At 28.3% G+C, this 3,307-nt stretch carries 4 protein-coding genes; all 4 read right to left on the reverse strand.

Annotated elements, in window-relative coordinates; all coding sequences use genetic code 11:
- On the reverse strand, nt 1–617 hold a 617-nt coding region (locus ABD734_RS07960; RefSeq protein WP_344703144.1), incomplete at its 3' end, for a hypothetical protein.
- 23 nt (nt 618–640) lie between these two features.
- Nucleotides 641–1,237 carry a YveK family protein gene (locus tag ABD734_RS07965; RefSeq protein WP_344703147.1) on the reverse strand — a complete coding sequence of 199 codons (597 nt, stop codon included), beginning with the start codon at nt 1,235–1,237 and terminating at the stop codon, nt 641–643.
- Nucleotides 1,238–1,251: 14 nt separating this feature from the next.
- Entirely contained in the window at nt 1,252–1,866 is a 615-nt protein-coding gene (locus ABD734_RS07970) for a sugar transferase (RefSeq protein ID WP_344703149.1), read from the reverse strand.
- Between the two features lie 1,322 nt (nt 1,867–3,188).
- A partial coding sequence (locus ABD734_RS07975) for an IS3 family transposase (RefSeq protein WP_344703151.1) occupies nt 3,189–3,307 on the reverse strand: 119 nt, incomplete at its 5' end.

Raw genomic sequence — 3,307 nt, forward strand, 5'->3', positions numbered from 1 at the left:
CTTGAAAAGCTGAGCAATACGCCAGTCGTTAATATAATATAAGTTAATATTAATATTATAGTTTTAAATATGGTTATATTTTTTTTCGAACTGCGCCAAAGGACATATCCTGCAGGGGGAATTAAAAAAGGACCAAAAACATTTGGATCCTTAAAAAAACTTTTTATACGTGCAGACCCATATAATAAAAAATCTAATGATTCAATTTTAGAAAAATAAGCAACAATTCCTATAACAGAAACAACTACTGCTGTAAGTGTGTATGCGTTAAATATTGTAAGTAAACTCCTGATATCTAAATACGATAAAATTCCTACATACCCTAACCACATAACTATGCAGTACATTGTAATCGAAAAAAACAGAAAGGCAGTAGAAATGTCTTTTATAAAAAATAAAGAAATTAAATTCGTGATTATATAAGAAACCATCAAAAAAATAGGTAAAAAATGAGAATCATAATATCGATATGTTCTAAAAATTAAAGAAATTAGTAATAATAAAATAATTAATAAGTCATAAGGTGAAGGTTCTATAAAAACTATTGAACTAGCCAAAGTAATTAAAAACAAAAATGTGTTCATATATTTTTGTTTTGTATTATTTGTTTTCAACAAGACCTTCACCTCTTATAATTTTTTTATAAATTTTTATAGATTAATGATATTCTAACAAGAACAACTAAAACTAACCCAATTAGATAAGCTACGGCCGTGTTAAATAAGATATTCGGTGAGATTGGTTTAGCGTTTTTAGACACTCGTGCTTCTGTCATTATTTTTATATTATCTATCCCCATTACTTTAGGAATTTCTTCTTTTGCAGTTTCTGCATATAAGTTGACCATTTCAACAGCTTTTTTATGAGAATCAGATTCCATAACCAATCCAATGATTTGACTATTAGAATGGGTGATTACTTTTAACCCTTTTCTTAATTGACTTTCCTTGTACTCATTTTCACTATTTTCACTAGCCGTTTCTAGAACTTTTGAGCTTTTAATAATCCCCTCATATGTTGTAATTAATCTTAAATTTGTATCTACATCTAATGGATTTTCACTATCTTGTTGAACAGTGTTTACTAATAATTCGGCTTTAGATGAATATATTGGGGTAATATAATACTTACTGAAAAGAAAACCAATCGCTCCAAATAGTAGTGGAATAAAAATTAAGTATAGCCATCCTTTTTTAAGAGATCTCAGAATATCTTTTAGTTGAATTTCTTTTTCCATTTTAGTCACTCTCCTTAATAACTATCTTTACGCATTACCACTTTCCAAAATGTTTTAAATAAAATTTTAAAATCTAATGTAAAAGATACATTCTCTACATATGTATTATCCCACTTTATTTTCTCGCCATGTGTAATAGATGATCGTCCGTTAATTTGAGCAAGCCCTGATAAACCTGGTTTTACCTTTAGTCTGTTGTTTTGATTTTGGTTATAATACCGAGTAAATTCTGGCACTTCTGGTCTTGGTCCAATAAAACTCATATCTCCTTTTATAACATTAATTAATTGTGGAAGTTCATCTAAACTCGTTTTTCTTAAAAAATAACTTAATTTTGTTATTCCTTTAGGACTACTTGTTTCATATATAAAATCATCTGGTATTCCATTAGTCCACTCTCTATTTACATTGGGGTGATTATTGTGAGTTAAGGGCATACTCCTAAATTTCCACATATTAAATATTTTTCCATTTTTACCCACCCTTTTTTGTTTAAAGAAAATAGGCCAACCACTATCTAGAAAAATAAATATCCCGATAATTAAAAAAACAGGAGTCATTAGTACAATAAGTATTACACTAAAAATAATATCTAGTGCCGATTTAATTTGTAAATATTTCAATTTCATTGCCTTCCCTACATATTTTTTAACTTTACTTAATATGCCATCTTCGGTGTTAACTGTCAACTTTTAAATTCTTTCAACTAATAAAATGCTTATTAGACAAAAATTTAAATAAAGCAGAAAATGATTATTATCAACTGCCTTTATTTAATGAGGAATTTAAAATTTTTGATAAGAAAAAATTAAAAAAACTTTAAAGTTATATAAAGCATACTTTAATAGAGCCTAATATTAATTTATTAAGTTTACAGCTGTTTGATATTTTTGAGAATACTCTCTCTGTATCCTAGTTAATTATTTTTAATTTTTAAAAATGTTCACTTACAAGAAAAGATACTACTCGTTATTTAAAATAAACTTTTGCTTGTGAAGATTTTTTTGCGATAATTACTGTTGTCATGATATCATTCTCTTTCCATTCAAATAAAAAAGAGGATAAAATAATGACTTCTATCCTCGTCGTTTCTTATTGTTTGTCTTCTTTATTCATATTCCATGTCACGGTGGCGTCGTAACTGACTTTTTCTTTATATTTGGTAACAAGTGTCCCCACTTGTGTTGTGTTTAATAACGTTTGGTCTTCTTTTAAAAAGGGGTTATGGTAGTATTATGCTTCAAATGCGTCTCGCGTTTTAATCGAGTACGTTCCTGCGTTGTGATGAATGAATACATAATCATTCACATTTTCTTCACTATACTTCTCGCTAAACGTTTATAATGTACTAGAAAACTTACTGACTTCTTCTTTGATTCCTAACATAGTAACATATTTTTGTGTGGGATTTTCTATTTATTCTTGAACCTCTTGATTTAAATAAGTATTCTCATGAACGTGTTTGGAATTAAATGCTTCAATGCGTGCACTCTGTAACTCATTTTGACTAATATATTCTATTTGAACATCAACACCGTGAATTAATTGTTCACTCGTTTTTTTTATGTTTCCAAATGCTTTTTATAACTTTTCGGGGTTCGCTTCTAGTAAATGATTGATCCACTGATTTACATAATCGAGCGAATAGTAAGACGATACGACATGCGCTATCATTTCTGCTTCCATCTCCTTAATATGAATGGAAGAATAGGTATCTACGCCATGAAGATGGTAATGTGCTAACTCATGAAAAGTCACTCTTATTTTTTCCGTTTCTGTAGCATTATCTATTGACACATATTATCTATACGTATAGTTTCCGTAAAATTTTTAATAAGTTAATATAACGGTCGATTTTTATACACTAATTTTTTTGTACTTTATTGAGTATTAGAATTAATAATAAATTATTAATGGAGGTTTGTTATGTGGGATATTATACAATGGTATGTCAACAGTATTCTAGACAGTTTATATAGAGTTCTTTCTTATACTCCTTCGGTGTCATATAACCTAGCGCACCATGTGGTCTAATATTGTTATACCAATTTACATAATCAAATAGTTCAA

The organism is Salinicoccus jeotgali (assembly GCF_039538805.1).
Lineage (GTDB): Bacteria > Bacillota > Bacilli > Staphylococcales > Salinicoccaceae > Salinicoccus > Salinicoccus jeotgali.